A 3,105-nucleotide genomic window follows, 5' to 3' on the forward strand; every position below is an offset into this window, starting at 1 on the left:
GAACCGCCATACTTTCACACCTAGATCCCTTCCCAAGGACGATAACCTTGTCTCAACATCTCATATTCTTGATTGATTTCTCTCTCTAAAGAAATATAAGAAACTCCTTTCTTAATATTTTCAATGGTAGCTTGCATACAGGCTAATCCGCTTTGATACTCCGAAATATTTGTCACGTTTATCCGAAAGCCAATTTTCTTTGTAAACATTGAGCTTAAAGGTAAAAGTGTAACCTTTCCAATTTGAGAAAAATATTCACCCAAATTATAACTATCCCCTATCCCTAAACTCTTCATCCTAGATTCAAGTTCTGAGTTAAACCCAATATTGATAAAAGGCCCGGCACAGCTACTCTTTATAATCTTCATTCCCATAGCCAAGAAATCAGAATTCATCAGCAAAGCTTCAGCATTCGCCCTCAATCTCTCTAACTCTTTTCTCAATTCTTCACGATGATTCAAGTCTCTTTGTTTTAGAGCCCAAGAAGCTGTAAGTACCTCGGCATTGGTGTAACGAATATGTGCTGCAACAACAAAGCGCTTAATTTCTTTTACAAGTGCCTCATTCTGACTTGTCAAAAAACCTACTTTGCCAATACCGTCAATTCCAAATTGTCTTCGCATTCCACAGGTTGTGATCACTAAATCTGAGCGACTACTCACACTTGCTACTGAAACTTGGTCATTTTCTATTGCTTCAGTTCCTGAAAAATACAGATCATTAATGATTAGGATATTATGTTGATTCGCGACCTCGGCTAATTCTTTTAACTCATCTGGACTATAAATTTGGCACCAGGGATTATTAGGGGTTTCCAGTATAAAAGCAGCAATTAGATATCCATTCTTTTTTGCAGTACAAATGACTTCTTCCAATTTGTCTGGCTTAATCTTAAAACTCGAGGGACAAACTTCTACTAAATGCCGAGTAGTGCCACAAAATATATCTATATTATGTTATGGTTGTAGCGAAAGTTCCCTTCTGGATAAATGACTGTAATAGGTTTAACATTTCCTCCCATCCGTAATAATCTATCTTTGGAGGCTAGAATCGACATTTTCACAAGAATTGTTGAAGTCTTCGGGAAAATAACTACGGATTTCGGATCAACTTTAGGAAAAGAGGGAATTAGCCCAAAAATCTTTTCTGTACCTAGATTAGCAAGAATTTCTGGCACAGTTACTTTATGAGAATCGATTAAATACTGGGCAGGGTAAGATGCATATAAATTCTCCAGTTCTACCATTAGATCTTTCTTCTTATGTTCAGGGGCATCTGAATGACCCAGATCAACCTGACCTTGATAGCGTTTAAGTTTTCTAAATAATTCATACTCTTCTGTTGAACGTGATTTCATAAACCAGGAGATTAATTAATAGTAAAGTTTACTAATCTCATCTATACTACTGGCAACTCAGTCTGTCTTCGAGTCGGCTTTAAATTCTCTTTACAAATCAGCTATTAAAGTGATGACTGCCGACTTAATCGATTGAGAGTTGCTGCCATTAGACTTTGATTTTGACCAGAAACTGTAAAAACTAATGCTTCTCGATAAACTCTTTGGGCATGATGATGACTTAAATTAGCACCTCCACTTGAACTCGTAACAGCAGCATGAGCGCATCGCAGGGCTAAATCAATTGCCCACGCTCGGAGTTGATATTTTTGGTCGATATCTAGATTAGAATTCTGTTGGGCTTTTTGAATGATTGCACGACATTGATTCAGTTCCTGATTCAGTAATTCTGTCGCATCTTGAATAAAGATAAATTTCTTTTGTTCAAAAACTGTTTCCAGAATATCTAACCCAGCTTTAGCACAGCCCAGGGCTAAAAAACTGGCTGGTAATGCATTTTTTTGATCCCTTTGATGAATCCAATCTATGGGTTGAATTGAAACAACTTTTTCTGCGGGTAAAAACCAATGATTGAGTGTAGCAGTAACGGTATTGGTTGAAGTCATGGCACACAGAGACATGGGCTGACTGAATGAAATTTGTTCGCTATTTTGAAACGGAACTAAACCAAATACAGCTTGACCATCCGCTAAGGTTGCTGCCACAATAAATTGATCAAAAATTTGCCATCCACTCACCCAAGGAACGTAACCATTGATGTGATACCCCCCTTCAACTGGAATCGCTGTAATGGTTGGATTTCCTGTTCGTCTGATTTGAGAAAAACCCACCCCGATTTTTATTTTTCCATCACTCATTTTGGGAAGATAAACCTCCTGAAGTTGAGTGTTTGAACTCTGCATCAGCATGGCGGATGCACTTTGATGTTGAGTTTGTAAAAAAGCTAATGCGCCGGAATATCGTGCGACTAATTCCTGAAATTGAACGAAGGTTTCTGAAGTCATTCCTATTCCACCCCACTGTTGGGAGACACGTAATGTTAATACTCCTAATTTACCTAAGCCGTCTAAGGCTTGATAAAGTAACTCTGGAGAAAAATCGATTTCATTTGATCGGGGATAAACATCGGTTTCTAGATAGATTTTAGTTGTCTTGAGTAGATGTGAAATTGTCATTTTATAAAGTTTGTGATAGAACTGACGTTATGCCCAGAGCGATCGCGCTGCGATCATCAACAACAGTTGGGCAAATGCCAGCCTTCAAGCAGTTTGACAGACTTTGAATAGGTCTTAATTGAAGCATCCCATACCATTTACATACATTTTTCAGCATTTATCTGGAGAGTTCATCACTATAACCTCTATAAGTTTCATCGCCATCAATAAATTGACAACCACATTCTACACAGATATAGTTTTGCTTTCCTTTCTTTTGGCTATTTTTATTGATGTTAGTTGATTGATCCATTTGGACATTCCATAATTTTTCTGCCTAAGATCGCGATCGCTCCTTTCTCAAATCATACCTTAATTCACCAACGTCATTTTTTCCACTAAGAACTTTGTACTGTCCAGATCCTAATACAAATCTGGATACTCTCTTAGAAATATGGACATATCAGGTTACAGCGGTTTTCATTTGCGTAGACCACAGTAGGGACATTCCATGGAACGTCCTTACAAGGTTTTGCTTGTGAAGATGTGGTTCATCAATTTGAAAAGCGCTGTAAGATAAATTCAAGATTTACA

At 37.7% G+C, this 3,105-nt stretch carries 4 protein-coding genes and 1 pseudogene; all 5 read right to left on the bottom strand.

Annotated features, from left to right (window positions below):
- Positions 1-20: 20 nt before the first annotated feature.
- Entirely contained in the window at positions 21-950 is a 930-nt protein-coding gene (locus tag F6K13_RS25655) for an aminotransferase class I/II-fold pyridoxal phosphate-dependent enzyme (protein ID WP_353735718.1), read from the bottom strand.
- Entirely contained in the window at positions 947-1,357 is a 411-nt protein-coding gene (locus F6K13_RS25660) for a hypothetical protein (protein WP_287243029.1), read from the bottom strand. Before F6K13_RS25660 ends, F6K13_RS25655 begins: the two co-directional genes overlap by 4 nt.
- 104 nt (positions 1,358-1,461) lie before the next feature.
- On the bottom strand, positions 1,462-2,532 hold the full coding sequence (locus F6K13_RS25665; protein ID WP_287243028.1) for an acyl-CoA dehydrogenase family protein: 1,071 nt from the start codon (positions 2,530-2,532) through the stop codon (positions 1,462-1,464).
- Position 2,533: 1 nt separating this feature from the next.
- A complete protein-coding gene (locus F6K13_RS25670) occupies positions 2,534-2,689 on the bottom strand; it encodes a hypothetical protein (protein WP_287243027.1) in 156 nt (51 codons plus the stop codon).
- Positions 2,686-2,824, bottom strand: a pseudogene (locus F6K13_RS25675) (IS1 family transposase); the annotation flags it as partial. The pseudogene F6K13_RS25675 and the gene F6K13_RS25670, both read right to left, overlap by 4 nt.
- Positions 2,825-3,105 lie beyond the last annotated feature (281 nt).

Origin of the sequence: Okeania sp. SIO2B9, assembly GCF_010672505.1 — a bacterium.
Taxonomy (GTDB): Bacteria; Cyanobacteriota; Cyanobacteriia; order Cyanobacteriales; family Microcoleaceae; genus Okeania; species Okeania hirsuta.